The 22,061-nt window shown below is 43.0% G+C and carries 21 protein-coding genes; 4 read left to right on the top strand and 17 right to left on the bottom strand.

Annotated features, from left to right (window positions below; all coding sequences use genetic code 11):
* Positions 1-82: 82 nt before the first annotated feature.
* A complete protein-coding gene (locus tag FTT75_RS04615) occupies positions 83-724 on the top strand; it encodes a DUF2238 domain-containing protein (RefSeq protein WP_180000818.1) in 642 nt (213 codons plus the stop codon).
* 70 nt (positions 725-794) lie between these two features.
* On the opposite strand, the gene FTT75_RS04610 is transcribed toward FTT75_RS04615, so the two are convergent.
* The 10 genes from FTT75_RS04610 to FTT75_RS04565 form a co-directional block, all read right to left on the bottom strand.
* Complete coding sequence (locus FTT75_RS04610; protein WP_005096465.1) at positions 795-1,031, bottom strand: hypothetical protein; 237 nt, start codon at positions 1,029-1,031, stop codon at positions 795-797.
* A 27-nt stretch (positions 1,032-1,058) separates the two neighbouring features.
* Positions 1,059-1,520, bottom strand: coding sequence for a hypothetical protein (locus tag FTT75_RS04605; RefSeq protein ID WP_005096462.1), 462 nt, complete (start codon positions 1,518-1,520; stop codon positions 1,059-1,061).
* Positions 1,521-1,629: 109 nt separating this feature from the next.
* Entirely contained in the window at positions 1,630-2,592 is a 963-nt protein-coding gene (sohB, locus tag FTT75_RS04600) for a protease SohB (RefSeq protein ID WP_180000819.1), read from the bottom strand.
* Between the two features lie 71 nt (positions 2,593-2,663).
* Positions 2,664-3,311 (bottom strand): hypothetical protein, encoded by a 648-nt coding sequence (locus FTT75_RS04595; RefSeq protein ID WP_180000865.1) that lies wholly within the window; start codon positions 3,309-3,311, stop codon positions 2,664-2,666.
* A gap of 89 nt (positions 3,312-3,400) precedes the next feature.
* Positions 3,401-4,315, bottom strand: a complete 915-nt coding sequence (gene pstB, locus FTT75_RS04590) for a phosphate ABC transporter ATP-binding protein PstB (protein WP_218209208.1) — start codon at positions 4,313-4,315, stop codon at positions 3,401-3,403.
* A gap of 13 nt (positions 4,316-4,328) precedes the next feature.
* Positions 4,329-5,720, bottom strand: a complete 1,392-nt coding sequence (gene pstA / locus FTT75_RS04585; protein ID WP_005096458.1) for a phosphate ABC transporter permease PstA — start codon at positions 5,718-5,720, stop codon at positions 4,329-4,331.
* On the bottom strand, positions 5,720-7,099 hold the full coding sequence (gene pstC, locus FTT75_RS04580) for a phosphate ABC transporter permease subunit PstC (protein WP_005096457.1): 1,380 nt from the start codon (positions 7,097-7,099) through the stop codon (positions 5,720-5,722). The genes pstA and pstC overlap by 1 nt, the downstream gene beginning before the upstream one ends.
* A gap of 104 nt (positions 7,100-7,203) precedes the next feature.
* The gene (locus tag FTT75_RS04575; protein WP_005171700.1) at positions 7,204-8,235 is read right to left on the bottom strand and encodes a substrate-binding domain-containing protein; all 1,032 of its coding nucleotides are present in this window, start codon (positions 8,233-8,235) and stop codon (positions 7,204-7,206) included.
* Positions 8,236-8,664: 429 nt separating this feature from the next.
* Positions 8,665-10,197 carry an aspartate aminotransferase family protein gene (locus tag FTT75_RS04570; protein WP_005096455.1) on the bottom strand — a complete coding sequence of 511 codons (1,533 nt, stop codon included), beginning with the start codon at positions 10,195-10,197 and terminating at the stop codon, positions 8,665-8,667.
* A 3-nt stretch (positions 10,198-10,200) separates the two neighbouring features.
* Positions 10,201-11,574, bottom strand: coding sequence for a diaminobutyrate--2-oxoglutarate transaminase (locus FTT75_RS04565; RefSeq protein WP_180185957.1), 1,374 nt, complete (start codon positions 11,572-11,574; stop codon positions 10,201-10,203).
* 476 nt (positions 11,575-12,050) lie between these two features.
* On the opposite strand from FTT75_RS04565, the gene FTT75_RS04560 reads away from it, so the two are divergent.
* Together FTT75_RS04560 and FTT75_RS04555 are read left to right on the top strand one after the other, a co-directional pair.
* On the top strand, positions 12,051-12,755 hold the full coding sequence (locus tag FTT75_RS04560) for an SIMPL domain-containing protein (protein ID WP_180185956.1): 705 nt from the start codon (positions 12,051-12,053) through the stop codon (positions 12,753-12,755).
* 164 nt (positions 12,756-12,919) lie between these two features.
* Positions 12,920-13,516 carry a phosphatase PAP2 family protein gene (locus tag FTT75_RS04555; protein WP_005096450.1) on the top strand — a complete coding sequence of 199 codons (597 nt, stop codon included), beginning with the start codon at positions 12,920-12,922 and terminating at the stop codon, positions 13,514-13,516.
* A gap of 74 nt (positions 13,517-13,590) precedes the next feature.
* On the opposite strand, the gene proB is transcribed toward FTT75_RS04555, so the two are convergent.
* On the bottom strand, positions 13,591-14,724 hold the full coding sequence (gene proB / locus FTT75_RS04550) for a glutamate 5-kinase (protein WP_005096449.1): 1,134 nt from the start codon (positions 14,722-14,724) through the stop codon (positions 13,591-13,593).
* Positions 14,725-14,751: 27 nt separating this feature from the next.
* Positions 14,752-15,969: an Obg family GTPase CgtA gene (gene cgtA / locus FTT75_RS04545; RefSeq protein WP_180000441.1), complete on the bottom strand. Its 1,218-nt coding sequence runs from the start codon at positions 15,967-15,969 to the stop codon at positions 14,752-14,754.
* Positions 15,970-16,234: 265 nt separating this feature from the next.
* Between cgtA and FTT75_RS04540 the strand changes: the two genes are divergently transcribed.
* Positions 16,235-17,428 carry an MFS transporter gene (locus FTT75_RS04540; protein WP_180185955.1) on the top strand — a complete coding sequence of 398 codons (1,194 nt, stop codon included), beginning with the start codon at positions 16,235-16,237 and terminating at the stop codon, positions 17,426-17,428.
* A gap of 122 nt (positions 17,429-17,550) precedes the next feature.
* On the opposite strand, the gene FTT75_RS04535 is transcribed toward FTT75_RS04540, so the two are convergent.
* From FTT75_RS04535 to FTT75_RS04515, 5 genes are all read right to left on the bottom strand, one after another.
* Positions 17,551-17,757, bottom strand: a complete 207-nt coding sequence (locus FTT75_RS04535) for a hypothetical protein (RefSeq protein ID WP_180185954.1) — start codon at positions 17,755-17,757, stop codon at positions 17,551-17,553.
* Between the two features lie 338 nt (positions 17,758-18,095).
* Positions 18,096-18,470 (bottom strand): helix-turn-helix domain-containing protein, encoded by a 375-nt coding sequence (locus FTT75_RS04530; protein WP_005171768.1) that lies wholly within the window; start codon positions 18,468-18,470, stop codon positions 18,096-18,098.
* 187 nt (positions 18,471-18,657) lie between these two features.
* Entirely contained in the window at positions 18,658-20,115 is a 1,458-nt protein-coding gene (locus tag FTT75_RS04525) for a glyceraldehyde-3-phosphate dehydrogenase (protein ID WP_159515944.1), read from the bottom strand.
* Positions 20,116-20,366: 251 nt separating this feature from the next.
* Complete coding sequence (gene rarD, locus FTT75_RS04520) at positions 20,367-21,299, bottom strand: EamA family transporter RarD (RefSeq protein ID WP_180185953.1); 933 nt, start codon at positions 21,297-21,299, stop codon at positions 20,367-20,369.
* 163 nt (positions 21,300-21,462) lie between these two features.
* A complete protein-coding gene (locus tag FTT75_RS04515) occupies positions 21,463-22,050 on the bottom strand; it encodes a lipocalin family protein (RefSeq protein WP_180185952.1) in 588 nt (195 codons plus the stop codon).
* Positions 22,051-22,061 lie beyond the last annotated feature (11 nt).

The following is a 22,061-nucleotide window of genomic DNA, read 5'->3' as shown; positions in this document are numbered from 1 at the left end:
TAAGACCAAAAGGCGAAGCTCAGGCTTCGCCTTTTTATTTATAATGTGTTTTATTCTAAAAACGATATTTCATCATAACGACATGATTGAGCAGCGACTTTCCGCCAAGCATTATGCGAGCCTGGGTATTTTAATTCTGGCGATTCTGCTTGCCAGTATTCGTCCTTTAGAACTGGAAGCGTATCTCTTGCATCAGGCAGGTACAGCTTTCATGCTTATCATGCTGCTGGTCTGTCTGTATAAAATTGGGCTGAATTTTTTAAGTTTTAATTTATATATCCTTTTCCTGATTGTTCATGTGATTGCTGCGCATTATCTGTATTCTTATGTGCCTTATAACCAATGGATCGAACAGATTTTTGGCTTTCATCTGAATGAAGTCATGCATTGGTCACGCAATATGTTTGACCGTTTTGTCCATCTGGCCTACGGATTATTACTTTATCCAATTTTCTATCGCCTGTTTCAGGTCTGGTTGCCGCAGCAAAGACCTGTGGTCATTTTCCTGCTGGTGATTCAGTTTGTGGTGGCCAGTAGCATGCTCTATGAATGGCTGGAATGGCTGATTGCCATTGGTTTATCTCCTGAGGAAGCTGAAAACTATAATGGACAACAAGGTGATATGTGGGATGCGCACAAAGACATCTTGCTTGCTACGATTGGCGCGGCGATAACAGGCGGTCTGCAGTTGATACCGAAAAATCAAAAAAGCCCACCGAAGTGAGCTTTTAAAATCAAAATCTTATTGAATTAAGGTTTGTGATCAACTATTTCATTACATTCATATTTTTCACTTATGAAAGTGGGCAATATTGCATCCAGTCATCTTTCATTTTTTGCAATTCATTACCCGTCAACATTTCGCTGTAATAAATAAAATAGCTTGCATCAGGATATTGAATTTCATGTCTATACATCATCCCACGTAGAGAAATAGAAAATTCTTCTGGGAAATCATCCAAGTTCAATTCTTCAAACTCGTAATTAAAATAACAGTTTTGTGTTGCAAGATATGCTTCAGCTATAGCCATGTTTCTGCTCTAACAATAAAATATGCTTTATTTTATCCGATTAGCTGTAGGGATGTTTTGCATTTCAGTCGGTTCAATCCATTGAACAAACTTAGATTCTGACAAATGTGGATATTTGAACTTATCTAAATATTCAAAGCAGACCTTTTGAGCTTTCGGCATTTTCTCTAGATGCTGATCGAAGAGTAAATGGCGACTATATTGAGCACCATCAAAGCGAATAATCACACCTTCAAACTCCTTACCACCTCGAGTTTTATGCACCTGATAAGACTGCACCACACCACATGCCTTCGATGGAATAACAGGCGGATCATCTGGCTTTAACACAGCATATAGAATAAAGAGACATGTCCCTGGGATAAAACCCAGCCAAAATAAAAGTTTTTTTTGATCTTCATTTTGTAACTTGGCTTCAGCGTACAATGCACATGCTATCGGACAGATCGCGATAGTCAGAAAACCTAAAACAAGAATAAGGGTGAGCATGCCAGTAAAAGCCGCATTGAATTAGATCTTTTATAGTATACTAACAATAACTTAAGGCATAAAAAAGCTCACCGCAGTGAGCTTTAATATATATTCAATTTTAACTGAATTAGAGTTTAGGATCGCGCATTTGTACCAGATTTGCATTGGCTTTGCTTAAGCCTTCCATGACCTTATTCATTACGGTTGGAATCAATGAATCCGCAATTTGCGCTGCCTGTAAACCCAGCTTTTCACCCAAGGTTGGTTTCTTGCGGGTCTGGATCGAATAAACATCATGTTGCGTCAGCAAGTGCAGTAAATATTCATCTGAAGTTTGCAGTTTATCTACCAGATTTAAATCCAGTGCATCACGACCATACCAATGCTCACCGGTTGCCACTTTTTCCACATTCAGCTGCGGACGGTATTTTTCTACAAAATGTTTGAACAAGGCATGCGTTTGCTGTAACTCTTCTTCAAACTTGGCCTTCCCTTCTTCGGTGTTTTCACCAAACATGGTCACGGTACGTTTGTACTGACCTGCGGTATAGAGTTCAAAGTCGATTTTATTGTCTTTCAGCAGACGGTTAAAGTTAGGCACTTGAGCCACCACCCCAATCGAACCGACAATCGCAAATGGTGCAGACACAACTTCATTTGCGATACACGCCATCATATAACCGCCACTGGCCGCTACTTTATCGACACAGATGGTCAAGTGAAAACCGGCATCACGTAAACGTACCAGTTGAGCAGCGGCCAGACCATAGCCATGCACCATACCACCCGGGCTTTCTAAACGCACCACAACACGGTCACGGCCCGCTTTAGCCGTGGATAAAATCAGGGTAATTTCTTCACGTAAACTTTCGACCGCAGAAGCGGCCATATCGCCCTTAAAATCGAGTACATAGATTTTTTGATTGGTTTTCTTGCGTGCACGGCCTTCTTTTGACAGCTGTTGTGACAACTGCAAAAGCTCCAGTTTAGAGCCAGTCGTTTGCGCTATTTTTTTTCGTTGTTCATTGATACGCGCATTTAAATGACTGACACGGATTTCAGCGGGCAGTTTCGGACTATGAAATAACATAAAAAATCTATTCTCTATTTAATTCGGCTTATATCCTTAGATTAGGTCAATTCTGATTTTTTCAACAGCATTTATTGATCTTGTTGCCAAGCATGTCCACGACGAATCAATAATTTATATTGATTCATAATTTCATTGATCGCGAACAAACGAAAATACCAAATAAATAAAAGTGTATAGATTACAGCTATAATCGAAGCATTCATTGGCCACCAGGTTAATATAATAAAACCTCGATGACTTGTCCCCGAAGGGGTCATCAATGAATATACCGCAATAAAAAAAATGATCGTAATAAGCACAAAGAAGTATTCACCAAAACGCGTATGCATTAATGGTTTCTTGCCCTTCTCTTGTGCTTTTAGATAACGATGAAATTTAAATTGAGCATGTGCTGTAATATAAACACGCCATTTTTGTTTAACTTCAATATTATATTTTTGATGCTTTAACATATAAAAAATCACAAAGCCCAAGAAAGTATTCACGATCACAAACACGTCATAGAGCCAACGATGATAGTTGGTCATTCCCTGACTTTGTGAAGTAATGAACAAGCCTTCATAAGGGACAATCAAGGCTAATATGATACTAAACAGCACCATCACTAAACCAAAATATTGATGAGTATATACTGTGCCGAATAGGCTTCGAAACATATCTTTCATCGCGATTTGCGTCAGTTTAGCTTTTTCTTTAAATTCAGGTGTCTGTTGCATTATCATTATAAATCTTAAAAAACTTATAGAACATAACAAAAAACAGAACCCTAAGATTCTGTTTTAAAAGATTTATTTTTAAAATCGTATTAACCAAAACGCCCTGTAATATAAGCTTCAGTCAATTGATGGTCTGGTTGGGTAAAGACTTTCTCGGTCGCATTCACCTCAATTAAATCACCCAGATGGAAATACGCAGTACGGTCAGATACACGCGCTGCCTGTTGCATGGAGTGGGTTACAATCGCAATGGTATATTGAGTTGAAAGCTCAGAAATCAGCTCTTCTACTTTTGCTGTTGCAATTGGATCCAGCGCAGAACATGGTTCATCCATCAGAATCACTTCAGGCGAAACTGCGATGGTACGCGCGATACATAAACGTTGCTGCTGACCACCTGACAAACCTGTTCCCGGCTGATTCAAACGGTCTTTTACTTCTTCCCACAAACCGGCTTTACGCAAACTGCCTTCGACAATTTCTTCAAGATCGTATTTATCACGTGCAAGACCATGTAATTTCGGGCCGTAAGAAACGTTGTCAAAAATAGACTTTGGAAACGGGTTGGGCTTCTGGAATACCATACCGACTTGAGCACGTAGCAAGACCACATCCAGGTTTGGATCATAAATGTCCTGATTGTCCAGCATGACTTTACCGGTCACACGACAACTGTCAATGGTGTCATTCATGCGGTTTAGGGTACGCAGAAAGGTTGACTTACCACAGCCTGATGGCCCAATAAAAGCAATCACTTCATTTTCATAAATGTTCAGGTCAATGCCTTTAATCGCTTCCGCTTCACCATAGTACACATGCACATCAGATGTACTCAGTTTCACATTTGTCGACTTTTCATCTTTTTTGCTGCTACTTTGCATATCGAATTGGGAGACAAACGATGTTGCTGGCTTTGGTGTAGCCTCATCATTAGTGAATTGTGTCTGTTGTGGATTCACGGATTGATCCTTTTTTAAGGAGTTTTGAATAACAGTTGTGTTCATGATTCTGCCCCTATTACCAACGGACTTCAAACTTTTTACGTAACCAGATGGCCAGACTGTTCAAGCTGATCATCATGGCCAGAAGTACAATAATTGCTGCTGCGGTACGCCCTTCAAAGAAGTTACGTAACTCATTGCCCTGCCATAAGAAAATCTGCACAGGTAACGCTGTAGACTGATCAAATGGTGTGGCTGGAACGCTGGCAACAAAAGCACTCATCCCGATTAATAACAATGGTGCGGTTTCACCTAATGCCTGCGCGACCCCGATAATGGCACCAGTTAAAATACCCGGCAAAGCCAATGGCAAGACATGATGGAAAACCGTTTGCAGTCGTGAAGCACCCAAGCCCAACGCTGCCTGACGAATCGAAGGTGGAACCGCTTTAAGCGATGCACGTGTGGTGATGATGACAGTTGGCAAAGTCATCAGACTCAGCACCAGACCACCGACCAGAGGGGCCGATAGCGGTAAATGCATCCAGCCAATAAAGATCGCGGCACCCAGCAAACCAAACACAATCGATGGCACTGCTGCCAGGTTGTTGATGTTGACTTCGACAATATCGGTAATCCAGTTTTTCGGCGCAAACTCTTCCAGATAGATCGCAGATGCCACCCCAATTGGAATCGAGATAAAGATCACGATCATCATCATGAACAGTGAGCCCATGAAAGCGCCTGCCAGACCTGATGTTGCCGGTGAACTACGCGAGTCAGGGCTGGTAAAAATATTAGTATTGAAACTGTTTTCGATTACACCTGAGGCTTTCATCTCGTCCGCCACCTGGCGTACTTCAGGACTGAGTTGTTGCTGTTCTGCTGGTAACGAACGATCAATATTACCCGCCAGCCAGACATCGACATTGGCATCTGCCAGAATTTTAACCTCTGTGCTTTGACCGACCAGACTTGGATCATTCATGACCATGTCACGTAAGCGATAAGCCTCAGAACTGGTATATAAATAACCCAGTTCATCACGCTGACTTTCCAGCTTGCTGTCTCTGGCGATCATGCCGTTGATGATCAGTGCATCCCAGTCCACCATGCCGACATCCATTTGCCAGGCAATCATACGCTCTTCAAACTGCGCCGGAGACTCTCCCGCAGCTGGCTTGGGTTTTGGACCAATCTCTACAATGGCCGGATCGAAATGAATCGGCAAACTCATGCTGCTTTGCCAGAAGGCAGGCAAACCTTTGGATAAAATACTGCCGAAGAGCAATACCACAAAGAACAGACCGGCCAATACCGCAGAGAAACCAAATAGACGGAATGTTTTTTCTTTACGATGACGTCGCCCCAAAGAGCTTTGAATGGTCTTCTTACGCTTTTCACGCAGCTCGGCAGCGACGGATGGATCAACACGCTGATCCACAGGCGTTGTATTTGAAGTACTCATTAGTCGTATTGCTCACGATATTTACGCACGATGATCAGTGCAACAATGTTCAAACCTAGGGTAATCACAAATAAGGTCAGTCCCAGGGCAAAGGCCACCAGTGCTTGCGGACTGGCAAAGTCGGTATCACCTGTTAATTGATTGACGATGGTAATGGTGACCGTAGATACGGCTTCAAGTGGATTGGCATGCAGCTGCGGACTGTTCCCCGCTGCAAGTACCACGATCATGGTTTCACCAATCGCACGGGATGCTGCCAACAGGAAAGCACCAATAATACCCGGCAAAGCTGCAGGTAAAACCACCTGACGGATCGTTTCAGATTTGGTTGCACCTAGCCCCAGAGAACCATCACGTAAGGCACGTGGCACCTGGGTAATAATGTCATCGGATAGAGAAGATACGAATGGAATAATCATGATGCCCATCACCAGACCCGCGGTCAACGCACTGGTGGCATTAATTTCGAGTCCGACCATGGCACCCATGGCTTTAAGAAATGGACCGATGATCATCAAGGCAAAGACACCATAAACAATCGTAGGAATACCCGCCAACACTTCAATGGTCGGTTTTGCCCAAGAGCGGAAGCGCGGTGATGCATATTCTGCCAGATAGATCGCAATCATCAGACCGACCGGTACGGCAACCAAAAGTGCGATCGCACTGACCATGAGCGTACCCCACAGCAATGGCAATAAACCGTAACTGCCCTCGGCACTGCCAGAAGTACTAAAACCCGGGTTCCATTCGGTACCAAAGAAGAAATCCAGTGGACTGACGAAGCTGAAGAAGCGCATCGCTTCACCAAACATCGACATGACAATCCCGAGCGTGGTCAGAATTGCCACACCCGAACACAATGCCAAGCCGATATTAATCATTTTCTCGACTTGGTTACGTGCGCGGAATTCCTGGCTAATACGTTTTTTGGCCCAGACCAGACCTGCCAGTGCAGCCGAAATCACCACTGCCAATTTGGCAAAAGTCCCAATGGTCGAAAATTTAGCTAACTGTTCTGCTGCTGCCAGTTCATAGGCTGCAGGTGTATCACTGACACCGAAACCTGAGGCAAGTGCCTGAACGCGATCAACAACAACGCCCAGACTTGCCGGATCCAGATTGGCCGAAATATCCTGCGGCAAATGGTTGAGTACCACTTGCTCCAGAAAACTTGGCTCAACCATATTCCAAACAATCAAAATTAAAAACGCAGGGATACCACACCACAGTGCAACCAGTGCACCATAATATCCGGGACGCGAGTGTAAGTTTGCAGAATTGCTTCCCTTACCTGCTAAGTTACGGCTTTTACTTAATCCGATTTGATAGGCTATGGCCATAATGGCCAATAACACACCTATAAGTAGCAGATTCATGTATTCTCCACTGTTTTCTCAATTTTCATGGTTTGAAAAAACTTGTTTATCGCAAAAAGCCGATGGTAGGTTGACCCTACCACCAGCGATTTCAAAATCATCGATTATTTTACAATGACCGCTTTACCAGCCTTGAAATTTGCAAGGACTGCTGCGCGTTCTTTATCAGACATTGAAATCAGACCTGCTTTTTCCAGCTTAGAGCCCTTACCAGATACCTTCTTGTTCAGGAAGTATTCAGTAAACTGTGGTAGGCCTTTGATCGATTTCAAGTGTTCGCCTTTCACGTAGAAGAACAATGGACGTGATACCGGATAAGCACCATTCAAAATCGTTTTTTCAGAAGGTGCTACATTGTTCACAGTTGCAACACGTAAGCGGTCACGGTTCTGGTCATAGAAGCCTAGGCCAAACACCCCGACTGCACTTGGAGAAGTTTTCAAACGCGCCAGTGTTTCGGTATAGTCGCCTGCAATTTCAACTACACGGCCATCTTTACGGAATGTGGTACAGGCTTTTTTCTTGGCATCTTTGTCTAGAGACTTAATTGCAGCATACGATTCACAACCTGCATCCACCATTTTCTCCTGGAACACTTCGCGCGTACCATGATTCGAAGCAGGAATCACCAGCGTGATCGGCTCATTCGGAAGTGCTTTGTCAATTTGGTTCCAGCGTGTATACGGATTGGCGACCATTTTCCCATTTGATGGAAGTTGTGCAGCAAGTGCAGCGAAGACATGCTGTGGACGCAACTTATAAGCCGCTTTATTGGCATTTGAAGCAAATACGATACCGTCATAACCGATTTTGATTTCTAATACTTGGTTAACGCCGTTCTTTTTACATTCAGCCAGCTCGGTAGATTTGATTTGACGCGAAGAGTTCGCGATATCAATGGTGTTATCACCCACGCCATTACAGAACTGCTTTAAACCACCTGACGAACCGCCAGAACCGACCACTGGTGTTTTGAATTGTGGGAAGGTATTACCGAATTCTTCCGCCACGATACTGGCATATGGAAGTACAGTTGAAGAACCTGCAATTTGAATCGTGTCACGAGCTGCATGTGCAGTCGTTACAGCAGCTGCCCCTGTTAATGCCAATGCTAAAGCTATATTTGTAAAGCGCATTCTAGTATCTCTCTCATTTATACAATTTGGAGTACGCCACTTTTTATTCAGTTTTGTACTTATTTCGATACATGCATTTTGATTTTAGAATATGACAAATAAGTTACAGCTTTATTACGATTTAATGATTTTTAATTTGTACACTTTCCACCCATAAAATACTTATAAATTTCAACTATTAAATTCTTTTTATCATTCAACTGAAGAAAAAATCTGATCATTAACATGTAACAATTTTTATAAAACCCAATTGAAGAAAAATCTTGCTCCCTAGCCTTACATAATTAGATGACGATTTTATAACAGCTTAAAATAAGTACAGATATTCGGTATTTTTCTGATGAATCTACCTATAGAATTGATCATTCTATGACTCAAAAATAAAAAAAAGGAGATCATTTCGATCTCCTTTTTTCACACCACCATCACTTATGCAATGGGTGGCGTATAAGTACCATCAGCAATTGAATCTTTGATACGATCCGCTTCTGCAAGCACCAGTGCCAGCAAGTTCTTCACGTTATCCAGCGTTGCAACCGGGCTTAAAGTCGTCATTTTCAAGGATTGAACCTGAGCGACTTTCGTCACACCAATATTCGCTTCACCACGTGCAAACAGCTCATCTGCCACGTTCTGGTTCAGTGTATCTAAAAGTTCAACCGGATAGCCCGCTGGAACCACACGGAACAGTACCGAGGCAAATTGCGGCTCAAGCAGAAGCTCCAGACCATCAGTCACTTTAATATAATCTGCCACATCACGCGTCAAACCAACACCGTGATCGATCATTGAACCATAAAGCTCTTCGCCTAATGCTTCAACCGTCATCCACAATTTCAACGCATCAAAACGACGCGTGGTTTGTAGTGACTTCGATACCAGGTTCGGCACACCATGTTCTTCATCATAGGCAGAGTTCAAGTACTCCGCTTCATAATGCATGAAACGATAGTTTGCTTCGTCTTTCAGCAAGAACGCGCCACACGAAATGGTCTGGAAATAATGCTTATGGAAATCGAGCGTAATCGAATCAGACAGCTCGATACCATCTAACATATCGCGATGATCGTTAGACAGAATTAAAGCACCACCCCAAGCTGCATCGATGTGCATCCACGCGCCATATTGGTTGGTGATTTCACGGACTTTCTTCAGTGGATCGATTGCACCTGCATCGGTTGTACCCGCAGTTGCCACCACACATGCCACGATTTTGCCTTCGTTTTGAAGGTGCGCCATGGTTTTTTCCAGTGCGTCCATGTCCATGCGCGCATTTTCGTCCACAGGAACAGTCACTACAGACTGGAAACCCATGCCCATCATCGCCATGTTCTTTTGCACAGAGAAATGTGCATTTTCAGAACAGATGACTTTGACATTACGCATCGCATCCGCAGGAATACCATCACGTTGAACCGACCACGGCTTACCGTTTTCGTCTTTCCAGTTTTTCGCGATGCAAGCATCACGTGCCAGCAGTACGCCCATCAGGTTAGACTGTGTACCACCAGAGGTGAATACGCCTGCCTGACCTGCGCCATAGCCTACTTTTTGACGTAACCAATCGATTAACTGAACTTCCATCAATGAACCGGCCGGGCTTTGATCCCATGAGTCCATTGACTGGTTGGTTGCGTTAATCAGTACTTCCGCAATCTGGCTGGTCACCATGGTTGGACAATGCAAATGCGCAAGCGAATGCGGATGATGAACTTTTAAACTTTTATTCAGAAAAAGTTCAACCATACGCTCTAAAGATTTCTCTACACCCAACCCCTGTTTAGAAGGATTAAACGCAATCGCGCTGCGCAGCTCGTTAATGCTGCCACCCGTGTACATTTTGTCATTTTGCAACCATGCTGCAACCGCTTTGGTCGCTTGATCCATGGCTGACTGGTAGTCAGCGATGGATGCAGCATCATTACAAAGTAAAGCTTTACGATGTTCTGCAAAATCTACCATGAATTATGCGCCTCGAACTGCAACAAGAGCTTCAGCAACTGCTTTCTTAAAGCGAGCAATCACTTCAACACATTCGTCATGCGTGATGATCAATGGGCAAAGTAAACGAATTACCGTACCGTTACGACCACCTTTCTCAAGCAATAATTTATTGTTGAAACATGCCGTCTGGATCGCTGCTGCCAATTGACCATCAGCAGGTAAAGAACCCATGTGATCTGCCTTTTGGCGCTCGTCCACAATTTCAACACCAATCATCAAACCGTGACCGCGCACGTTACCAATACATGGGAATTCGGCAGCTAATTTTTTAATCTCAGCTTGCAGGAAATCACCGCGTTCTTGGGCATTTTGCGCCAGGTTTTGTTCTTTAATGGTATTGATCGTTGCAAGACCTGTACCCATTGCCAACTGGTTACCACGGAACGTACCGGTATGACCTGCTGGCTGCCAAGCATCAAACTTACGTTTAATACCGAGTACTGCGAGCGGCAAGCTACCACCAACAGCTTTAGACATCACCACCACATCAGGTTCGATGCCCGCATGTTCAAAGGCAAACATTTTACCTGAACGTGCAAAGCCCGCTTGAACTTCATCAAGAATCAACACGATGTTGTGCTTTTCAGTCACTTCACGGATTTTCTTCAACCATTTCACAGGTGCAGTTACCACACCGCCTTCCCCTTGAATTGCTTCAAGAATCACAGCTGCCGGTTTAGTCACGCCGCTTTCTACATCTTCAATGAAGTTTTCAAAGAAATACGTTAAAGCGTCAACACCCGCTTCACCACCAAGACCCAATGGGCAACGGTATTCATGCGGATACGGCATGAATTGAACGCCTGGCATCAAACCGTTAACTGCGTTTTTCGCAGACAGGTTACCGGTCATGGCCAATGCACCATGTGTCATACCGTGATAGCCACCAGAGAAGCTGATCACCGAGCTACGACCGGTAAAGGTTTTCGCAAGTTTGATGGCTGCTTCTGTTGCATCTGCACCCGATGGGCCACAGAACTGCAAGCAGTATTCTTCTTGACCACCTGGAAGATAAGAAAGAAGTGCTTCAGTAAAAGCATCTTTTAAAGGCGTAGTTAAATCCAGTGTATGTAATGGCAAGCCGCTTGCAATTGTATCCTGGATACTTTGAATGACTGCAGGATGATTATGGCCCAATGCCAACGTCCCTGCCCCAGCTAAACAATCAAGGTACTCAGTACCTTCAACATCGGTAACCCAGCAACCTTGTGCTTTCGCTATCGCTAACGGTAATTTACGTGGATAACTACGCACATTCGATTCCATCTGACTTTGGCGAGTCAAGTAGTATTCGTTTGTGGAATTGGTGGCAGGGTTTACAGAAGTAACGCTCATATCGAATTACCATCTCTGATATGGGTGAAAGAAATAAGTCTGGTGACGTTTGGTCCTTTGACTCGGCGCTTTATAAAGAGGTTCTAGCTAGCAGTTTGTATTTAAATAACTAGGAGGCGGATGATACCGAATTTTTCAGGAAAATAAACAACTTTCAGTCGCATTTTGTCCTAATCTTTATCGAAAAAAAACATCACACCAACCTATAACCTGTATGATCATCTTACAGTGTGACAGCAGAAAGAAAAGCGGGTTCTTTTATGCTTTTTTGTAGCACAGCTAACATTCAGGCAAAAAAGCTTAAAATCCACCATTAAGCACTTAATTATTAACGATAAACATAGATCAAGCAAGAGTGTAAAATGAAAGAAAATTTAACACTCTTACCACAAATATTTCGTAAAAAGATCACAATTGAGATTTAATATTTTAACAACGGTTTAGATGGCCAATTTTAAGAAAAACAGGACAATTTCATGCGTCTCTTAACACTTACCAGTTTTATCCTTGCATCTACCTTGGCCACAGGCGCATTTGCAGCTCCGGCTGAATCGCTGAATTACAATGTTGTGAATCTTTCAGCAGAGGCCAGTCGTGAAATCTCAAATGATGAAATGCATGCCGTGCTTTATATTGAAAAATCCAACAAACAGCCAGCTGAATTGGCTACACAAATTAACCAGCTAATGAATCAGGCCATTGCCACAGCGCGCAAATATCCAACTGTGAAAATCGAGACGGGCGCACAAAGCACTTACCCTATTTATGACAATGATAACCGCAAATTGAAAGAATGGCGTGGACGTGCCCAGATTCGTCTGGAATCGAAAGATTTTAAAGCGGCGTCTCAACTGATTGCTGAATTACAACAGCACTTCCAGACCCAGTCAATTAACTTCAAAGTTTCAGACGAAAAGCGCAAAAAAGTTGAAAATGAGCTGATGATTGAAGCCTCTAAAAACTTCCAGCAACGCGCACAGGCCCTGACTCAAGCTTGGAACAAACCGAGTTATCAACTGGTAAACTTAAATCTGAATACCAATAACTATTCACCACAACCTGTACCGCGTATGGCCATGATGAAAGCTGCATCGGCGGATATGGCTGTTCCAGAGCAGGAAGTTGCTGCGGGTGAATCGCAAATGACGGTGAGTGCCAATGGTGCGATTCAGTTTAAATAAGATTTCATCATATTATTCGGATTTTTAAGAACCACCCTTTTGGGTGGTTTTCTATCATTTGAATATTCTTTAATAATCAAGGCTACAAATTCATACAAATTCAGGTAGGAATTGAGGTTTGACCTGTTTAGAGTAACGGACATTTGTACCAATCCTCTCTGCTCATGTCTCTTGACCAACTGAATCTTTACCTGTTTCATATCCTAAATGTACCTGAACACGCCTCGATCTGGATGATCCAATATGCCTCCCTGATTGCGCATGATCTGGTTTATCTCTTTCTGCTGATTTTTGCTATTGCCTGGTTCCGTGGCAGTTATGAAGTAAAAACTGGCATTATCAAGGCATTTATTTTTACAGCAATTACCTTGTCGATCAGCGAGGTATTGTCCGCGATCCTGAATACCCCACGTCCGTTTGTAATAGATATTGGTCGCACCCTGATCGAACATGCACCTACAGGTTCTTTTCCCAGCAATCATATGAGTATTTTTAGTGGGATTGCCCTATCTTGTTATTTTTCATCACAACGTGATTTGGGAAGAATTCTAATCTGGACAGCTTGGCTAGTAGCTTGGTCACGTGTTTATGTCGGTGTGCATTTTCCGATGGATATGCTGGGTGCATTCCTGATTGCAATAACAGTAAATTTAGCTGGATTACCATTGTGGTGGAAATATCAGGATAAACTCATGCAGTTTATTTTAACTATTCATCAGTCACTGTTTGCGCCATTAATCCGGATGGGCTGGATTAAATAAATCGCATTAAGATGTCATAAAAAATCCCGCTCGAAAGCGGGATTTTTTATGATTGAAATTTAAATCTGAATGACTTAGTAAATCGCCATATGATTGCGGTGAATCATCTCGAGTGAACGTGCTTCACCTAGAACCTGATGCACTTTATCAGAAGCCAGACCACGTACAATATCTGCCGAACGCGAACTAAAGTTAACACGACCGACTGCAATTCGGTGACCTTGTGTATCCACACATTCCACCACATCACCGCGCTCAAAATGTCCTTCAACCGCTTTGACGCCGACAGGCAACAAGCTACGATGATTGTCTTTAATGGCCTTTACCGCACCATCATCAATTACCAAACGACCTGCCGTTTGCAGGTGTGCTGCCAACCATTGCTGATGCGCGGTCATCCGATCTTTGTCAGTCACAAACAAGGTTCCTAACAATTCACCAGACATCAGACGAGATAGCACAGCATCACTATCACCGCTTGCAATTAAGGTCGGACAACCGGACTTTGCCGCCAGTCGTGCAGCACGAACTTTGGTCAGCATGCCGCCGCGACCAAATTTACCACCACCACCGGCCATCTCAAACAGGCTCTCATCCATCGCACGTACCGTATGGAACAGTTTGGCATCTGGATTCGAGCGTGGATCTGAGTCAAACATACCTTCCTGATCGGTTAAGATAATCAGAAGATCGGCATGCACCTGACCTGCCACCATGGCAGCCAGCGTGTCGTTATCACCAAAGCGGATTTCATCGGTAGAAACGGTATCATTTTCATTAATCACCGGAATCACGCGCCAGTCAATCAGGTTCTGCAAAGCATCACATGAATTGAGATAGCGGCGACGATCTGCCAGATCATCATGGGTCAATAATACCTGCGCCGTTCGAATCTGGTGTTTCTCCAGTACGCTTGACCAGGTATGAATCAGGCCCATCTGACCAATGGCAGCACAAGCCTGAAGACTGGGTAGATCGGTGGGTCGATTCTCAAGTTTCATTCGCACCATACCTTCAGCCACAGCACCGGAAGACACCAGAATAATCTCGTGTCCTGCATTGTGTAGATCTGCGATTTGTCCCGCCCAGTGCGAGATGGCATCTAAATCTAAACCTTGTCCGTTTGCTGTGAGTAAAGATGATCCGATTTTAACAACGATTCGTTTACAACCCTTGAGCTGACGCTGCCCATCTACCACTTCTATCATCTTGTCCTCAGACTCTTCTCTCAGAGATTAGCGTACGTAGTACACTTCCACATCACTATCATCATCGCCATCTTCATCATCTTCATCGTCGCCCAGAATACCGGCAAGACGTTGCTGACGACGCATCTCACGATACGCTTCTTTTGCAGCGATGGTTTGTTCACGTGTTTCAGCTTCAAGCTGATCACGGAATGCTTTCATTTCTGCTGCATATTCTTGATCTTCAGCTTCGCGTTCACGCTGCTCTTCGATCTGATCCATCAGGTAGTAAACCACGTCTTTGGTACCTTCAGCGGTTAAGCCAGAAGTTTCAAAAACCGGGCCTTCCCACTGCAATTCTTCAAGAATATGAGTACACCATTCTTCACGTGTTTCTTCAGCCAATTGGTCGACTTTATTCAGCACCAATACGATCGGCAGTTTTGAAAGTGTTGGGGAGAAATTTTCTAACTCTTTCAAAATTGCTTTGGCATTATGCGCCGGATCTGAACCATCAATCGGTTGTACATCAACGATGTGTAACAAGATACGGGTACGTGCCAGATGCTTCAGGAAGCGAATCCCCAGACCTGCACCTTCAGATGCGCCTTCAATCAGACCCGGAATATCGGCCATCACGAATGAACGGTGACTGTCAGCATCGACCACACCCAGGTTTGGCACCATGGTAGTAAATGGATAATCTGCAACTTTTGGTTTTGCAGCCGATACTGCACGAATGAAGGTTGATTTACCCGCATTTGGCATACCCAGCAAGCCGACATCTGCCAGAACTTTAAGCTCCAGACGGATTTCACGGAATTCGCCTTTTTGACCATGCGTACACTTACGTGGTGAACGGTTGGTCGATGATTTAAAGTGCGTATTTCCTAAACCACCGTCACCGCCTGCTGCCACTTTCACGCGTTGACCATCTTCGATCAAATCGCCAATAATGTCGCCAGACTCAACATCTACAATTGTTGTTCCGACTGGAACTTTTAATACGGTGTCTTCACCGCCACGACCAGCACAGTTCGCCCCACGGCCATTTTTTGCTCGTTCTGCACGGAATTTACGTGTATAACGATAATCAACTAGCGTACTGGTGTTGTCGTCAGCCTGTATATAAATACTGCCACCACGACCACCATCACCACCATCTGGACCACCAAATGGCACGAATTTTTCACGGCGAAAACTGGCTACGCCATTGCCACCGTCGCCAGCCTCTACGGTAATGACTGCTTCATCAACAAAGCGCATATTGCCAATCCTCTAAAAACTTTAAAACCCCATATTCTGCCATATTTTAAAGAATTTCTCGACTATATTTATATGCTATTCCATGAAGATCGCTTATTTAATCCTGTCATGTTATTGAGCAGCCATTAATTTTTGATAAGTTTCAAAACTAAGCTCTATGCTTTTGTTTTAATATACTTTTTAATGATCACTTGATTGTTTTTAATTATTTCTGCTTTGTCGTGCAACTGCCTATAGTGTAGGCAATGTTAAAAGAGTCGGGCCTATGAGCAATTCAGAAAGGAAATCTGTCAGTCCATTGTCATCACAATTTGTATTATTGATGGCAATGGCATGTGGCTTATGTGCAGGCTCTGCCTATTTTAACCAGCCTCTGATCTATTCAATCGAGAAAAGTCTGGGCATTAGTACCAGTCAGGCCGGTTTTGCCGTGGTGATTGCACAGATTGGTTATGTCCTCGGCTTAATGCTTTTGGTTCCTTTGGGAGACTTTCTGAATAAACGCAAACTGATCGTTAACCTGATGGTCTTTGCAGCCATTTCGCAGATATTGCTTTCATTCAGTACGACTTTATCAATGTTATATCTGTTTACCTTGTGTGCCACCTTTGGCGCAATCTCGGCGCAGATCTTAATTCCTTTTGCATCGACCATTAGCCCACCTGAATCCAGCGCTGCTACAGTGGGTAAGCTGATGAGTGGGTTGGTGATGGGAATTATTCTGTCACGTACCTTTGCCGGCTTTGTTTCCACTTACTGGTCTTGGGAAGGTGTGTATTTATCCAGCGGTGTGATCACCTTGCTCTTTGCAGCACTCATGTGGAAAAAACTACCCGATACTCAAGCTCAGGCAGGCTTAACTATTGGTGACATTTACCGCTCTTTGTTTAGCCTTGCAGGTCAGAATCCACATTTAATCCGGCGTGCCTGTGCGGGTGCCTTGGGTTTTGGAATTTTATCGATGATCTTTACCTCGATGACTTTTGTATTAGGCAATGCACCTTATTATTTCACCGATTTCGAAATTGGGTTATTTGGCTTACTGGGTGTGATCGGGATTTATTCATCAAGCTGGTCAGGCAAAACCGTAGGACAAGGTAGAGAAAATCTGGTCGCCAAGCTATGCATTGTCCTGATGTTCGGCTCTACACTGCCCTTATATTTTGCCCAGCACAATATTGTAATCTATGCGATTGGTGTGCTGATGGCCTACTTTGGTCTGACAGCCTTCCATGTTTTGAATCAGAATCTGGTTTATCGGATTGATCTTAAATCGCGTTCACGTATTAATGCAGTCTATATGACGATTTACTTTAGTGGTGCCGCTTTAGGTTCGCTTAGTGCAGTCTATGCTTGGCAACACTTTGAATGGATTGGATGTGTAGTATTAGGTTTAGTTTTCTCGATTGGAATTTTAATGATTGATCGCTTGGATTTTAAGAAAATGCAAAACGCTTGATTCACAAAGGAATAAATTGAGCGGTTTATTCCTTTTGTTATTCAGCTATTATGAAATATTATTTTTACTAAATCATTATTAATTTGTTTAAGTATCTGTGTAGCCCCAACTGAATATATAGGCTATTCATTTGAATACTCACACCATTTTTCCAAATCCTCCTCTTCATCAATAGCTTCCATTACTTGCAATAGATCATAATGCACTCTCTCAAATCGTAGAGTTTTTTCCACTAATTCATACTTATTTAACTCTCTAAGAAAATCAAAATATAGAATTAATATTGGATAAATATCCTCAAAATAACTTTCAAGTTCTTTCGTAACCATTGCTGTATCTTTTCGCTTTGGCCATGTTAAGGAATAGTTTTCTAGAACTCTGCAATAATGAATAAATTTTTTATATATCTCATTACTATACTCTGCAATTGTTTCAGCACTTTTTTGCTCTCACCAACTCGTATATGTCATCAACACGGCAATCGGTGCAAATATCCCTGCTGACCAAAGCAAGAGATTGGTCGCTAAAGCAATATCAACATCTAAAAGTTTGAAGATTGCATAAATCGCAATGCATAAAACTAAAATGATTGCATACACTGCCAGTAAAGTAGCCAACAGATTTTCTGACTTTTTCGTCTCTTGCTACCCCAAAAGCAATTTAGCTTCTATTTGGCAACACGTTGTTTATTTTCCAAAATTTCCGGTAAACCACGTTCAATCCAGTGAATCATTTGCATCACTTTATCCGCAGCTTGTGAACCGGTAATGGTCAACTGATATTCCACTTTGGGCGGCACAACCGGATAAACCGTTCTGAGCACAAAACCATCTTGTTCCAGCACTTTTAAAGTCTGGGAGAGCATCTTTTCACTCACCCCTTCAATCCGTTGTTTCAGTTCACTAAAACGATGCACACCTTCACTCAGGCAACGCAACACCAAGACCGACCATTTATTGGCAAGATGTTCCAATATTTCACGTGATGGACATTCAGTTGATAAAACCTGCCCTAGTAACGGACTAATTGCATAATTTGTCATAAATCTATCTCGGGATTTTATTACTTACTGATTTTAATATACTTACTCTTTGTAAGCTAACAGATTAATATTTCGTCAGCAAGCTGATTTACATTTCGTGATTGAATCGAATCCACCCGACTTCAATAAAAAATAAGTATAAAAAAAGAGCCTCCATAGAGACTCTTTTTTAAACTACATCAACAAATTATGCATTTGTTTCTGCAGGAACTTTAGGATAGCTTACGCCGCCCATTTGTTCAGCAATACGTAATACCTGGCAGCTATAACCCACTTCGTTATCGTACCAAACATAAGCAGTTAAACGGTTGCCTGAAGTGATTGTTGCTTGCGCGTCAAATACACCTGCAGTGCGTGAACCAATAAAGTCAGAAGAGACCACTTCAGTCGAGTTGGTATAACCGATTTGACCTTGAAGGATCGAACCGATTGAAATCTGACGAATGTATTCATTCACTTCATCACGATCAACGTCTTGACCTAAAGTCAGGTTAAGAATTGCAAGTGATACGTTTGGCGTAGGAACACGTACAGAGTTACCTGTCAATTTACCTTGAAGTGCTGGAAGCGCTTTAGCAACTGCTTTCGCTGCGCCAGTTTCAGTAATGACCATGTTCAATGTTGCAGCACGGCCACGACGATCCGCTTTATGGTAGTTATCGATCAAGTTCTGGTCGTTTGTGAACGAGTGAACTGTTTCAACATGACCATTTAACACGGTGTATTTATCATGCAATACTTTCAGTGTTGGAGTAATTGCGTTAGTCGTACAGCTTGCGGCAGAGATGATGCTATCTTCAGCAAGGATGTCCGCCTGGTTCACACCGTAAACCACATTCTTCATGTCACCTTTACCAGGTGCAGTCAAAATAACACGAGCAGCGCCCGGGCATTTCAGGTGTTGAGCAAGACCTTCAGCATCACGCCATTTACCAGTGTTGTCGATCACAAGTGCATTGTTAATACCATATGCTGTGTAATCCACTTCAGAAGGATTAGACGCATAGATCACTTTAATGAAGTTACCGTTTGCAATAATTGCTTCGTTTTCTTCATCTACAGAAATCGTGCCTGCAAATGGGCCATGAATCGAGTCACGACGCAGTAGAGATGCACGTTTTTCCAAATCACCATCAGATGATTTACGAACCACGATCGCTTTCAGGCTAAGACCGCGACCCAGACCTGATTGACCAATCATCAAACGTGCCAGGATACGACCGATACGACCGAAACCATAAAGAACTACGTCTTTATGTTCTACAGCAGCAGCATTGCCTTCTAGAGATTTAACAACGTCTGCAACAAATGCATCGATGTCGCCGCCTTTTTCTTTAAATTCAACAGCAAGTTTACCTAGATCAACTTCAGCAGAACCGATGTTCTCAACTTTCGCCAATGCTTCAAGAATTGGGAATGTATTTACAACCGAAAGTTCAACATCGAGTACGCGAGTACGGCGGTGTGCTTTCAAGATCTGAATCACAGAACGGTTAATTAAAGAGCGACCATAAACTGTAGCTACAATATTTTTTTCACGATATAACTGACCAACAAGGGCAATCATGCGTTCCGCAAGTTCTTCACGGTTTTTCCAGCGACCTTGGTGCTCTGCATGTAGGGCAACGATAGTGTCTTTGCTCACAGATACGTCCTCTAATTAATTGTAAATCTAGGCATAAATTTCAAAACCCCATAATTGTAATGGAATTGGAGGCAACTTTGAATCAAAAGCTCACCGAGACGAGTGGTTTTTAACGTATATTCACTATAAATCTGGGAAATAGTTGCAATTAGCTAAATGATTTTGCATTCAAAAATTTTAAAAGCATGCGTTTTCCCGTACGGAGCAGAAATTTGTTAAATGTTGTTTATTCATTCGATCTCTTTTTAATTTTAAGAGTCTAGTCGATCCTGATAGTTTGCCAGATTTTTCTTAAGTGCTAATTGCTGTTTACGCTGCTTAAATAGATGCAGAATTCCTTCAATCACCAGCACCAATACGGCAAGCCAAATTGGAATATAAGTCAGCCACTCGCCAGCTTCCACACGCTCCCCCAAAGCCATCGAGGCAAAGGCCAACAGCACAGGTTCCAGATAACTCAACAATCCAAAGATCACAAAGGGTAAATATCGGCTGGCGAGAATATAGCTACCGAGTCCCAGTGCGCTCAAAAAACCCAATACCAATACTGCCCAGATTAAATGAGAATGATTTAACATGAGCTGCATCGAGTCGCTATAAATAAAACCCAGATAAAATGCAGCGGGCAAAATCAGAAATAGATCCCACCAGAAGCCCCCCAGATGATCCGTAGCAAATTTACGCCGCATGAAGAAATACAAAGGATAGGCCAAAGCCACATAGACCGTTTCCCATGCAATTGAACCAATTCGCCAGATCTCATGCCCCACACCCAATACCGCCAAAGCGACAGCGACCATCTGGAATGATGATAATTTCTCTTTATAGAGCATACAGCCGACCAGCACCATCACCAGAGGCAACAAAAAATAACCGAGTGAGACTTCTAGGCCACGGCCATTAATAGGGCCCCACAAGAACAGCCATAACTGTGTGGTACATAACAAAGAGCTGATCAGCAACCAGATCAAAAACGCAGGTTGCTGTAAAACCCGCTTAAAGATACTGCTGATATGTTGCAGATCACCCGACCACCACATAAAGGCAGTTAAAAACGGAATCGTGGCCAGCATGCGCCAGGCAAAGGTCTGTTCACTATCTAAAGGCTGCAAGAAAGGCGTAAATACATAGAGCACCCCGAAAACCACCGAGGCCAATACAGATAACGCAATGCCTTTATACATAGTCAAACTCTACTTTCATTCGCCGGCATTATAACGATTAGTACACTAGAAAGCTTGATGCTTCATCTATTTAAAGTGAAATCACTACCCTACTTTGAAATATATTTTTGCTCATAAAAATAAAAAACCATGCCTAAGCATGGTTTCGATTAAGAAGATATTTCTATCTTTGCGTTTGTTTGGTATGAATCACATCACTCAGGTCATAACCCACAGACTGTGCATATTGCAAATATTCGTTTACAACATTTTTATCTAATTGCGGATTACGTGACAGTATCCACATGTATTTACGTTTAGGCTCACCGACCAGAACGGTTTGATAATTCTCATCCAGTTTTAAGACCCAATAATCGCCACGCCCGACCGGAATCCAGCGAATAAAGTCGGGCAGGAAACTGACTTTTAATTTGGTATTTTGCGGTGGATCTTGCACAAATGCCTCACCCAAGGATTGGGTGGGCTGACCATCTTTTTTAGTACAGCGGTTATCGACCACAATATTGCCATTTTCATTCAAGGTATAGGTTGCAGTGACATCACGATCGCATTTATTTTGAAAAGACAAAGGCTTGCGCGCCACTTCATACCAAGTCCCCAAATAACGGTCCAGTTCTACTTTTTCAACGGTCGGTAATGGCTCCTTTTGCGCATAGGCCATCGTCGCTGCGCCCAAACCAAGAAGAACCGCACTACCCACAGCAATTTTTGCCAGCTTCAATCCATTACCTGAAGAATTTTGAGTTGTCATAAAAATACCTA

Source organism: Acinetobacter sp. YH01008 (genome assembly GCF_013420435.1).
Taxonomy (GTDB): Bacteria; Pseudomonadota; Gammaproteobacteria; order Pseudomonadales; family Moraxellaceae; genus Acinetobacter; species Acinetobacter pseudolwoffii.
The sequence above is the reverse complement of the archived record's forward strand: the minus strand, read 5'-3'. Positions and strand labels throughout refer to the sequence as shown.